The 338-nt window shown below is 38.8% G+C and carries 1 rRNA gene and 1 pseudogene; one reads left to right on the plus strand and one right to left on the minus strand.

Annotation, left to right across the window (positions count from 1 at the left end):
* A pseudogene (locus tag DV434_RS10690) lies at positions 1–100 on the plus strand (IS1595 family transposase); the annotation flags it as partial.
* 124 nt (positions 101–224) lie between these two features.
* On the opposite strand, the gene rrf reads toward DV434_RS10690, so the two are convergent.
* A 5S ribosomal RNA gene (gene rrf / locus DV434_RS10695) occupies positions 225–338 on the minus strand.

A 338-nucleotide genomic window follows, 5' to 3' on the forward strand; every position in this document is an offset into this window, starting at 1 on the left:
GCATTTTGAGCTATATTTAAAGGAATGTGAATGGCGTTTTAACAACAGTGAAATAAAATCTCAAATTTCCATTTTAAAACAATTAGTTAAGGGGATTTAGGTCTAGTTATCTAGTACAGCCCCTTATCTAAACTTATTTTGTTAAAGTATAAACTTCTAAAAAACAAAAACCCCAGTCATCCAACTGGGGTTCTTCTGTTTTTATTGAATTTATATATTTGGTAACCTGGCGGTGCCCTACTCTCACATGGGGATGCCCCACACTACCATCGGCATTACAGCGTTTCACTTCTGAGTTCGGTATGGTTCAGGTGGTTCCACCGCACTATCGCCGCCAG

Source organism: Haemophilus haemolyticus (genome assembly GCF_003493685.1).
Classification (GTDB): domain Bacteria; phylum Pseudomonadota; class Gammaproteobacteria; order Enterobacterales; family Pasteurellaceae; genus Haemophilus; species Haemophilus haemolyticus_O.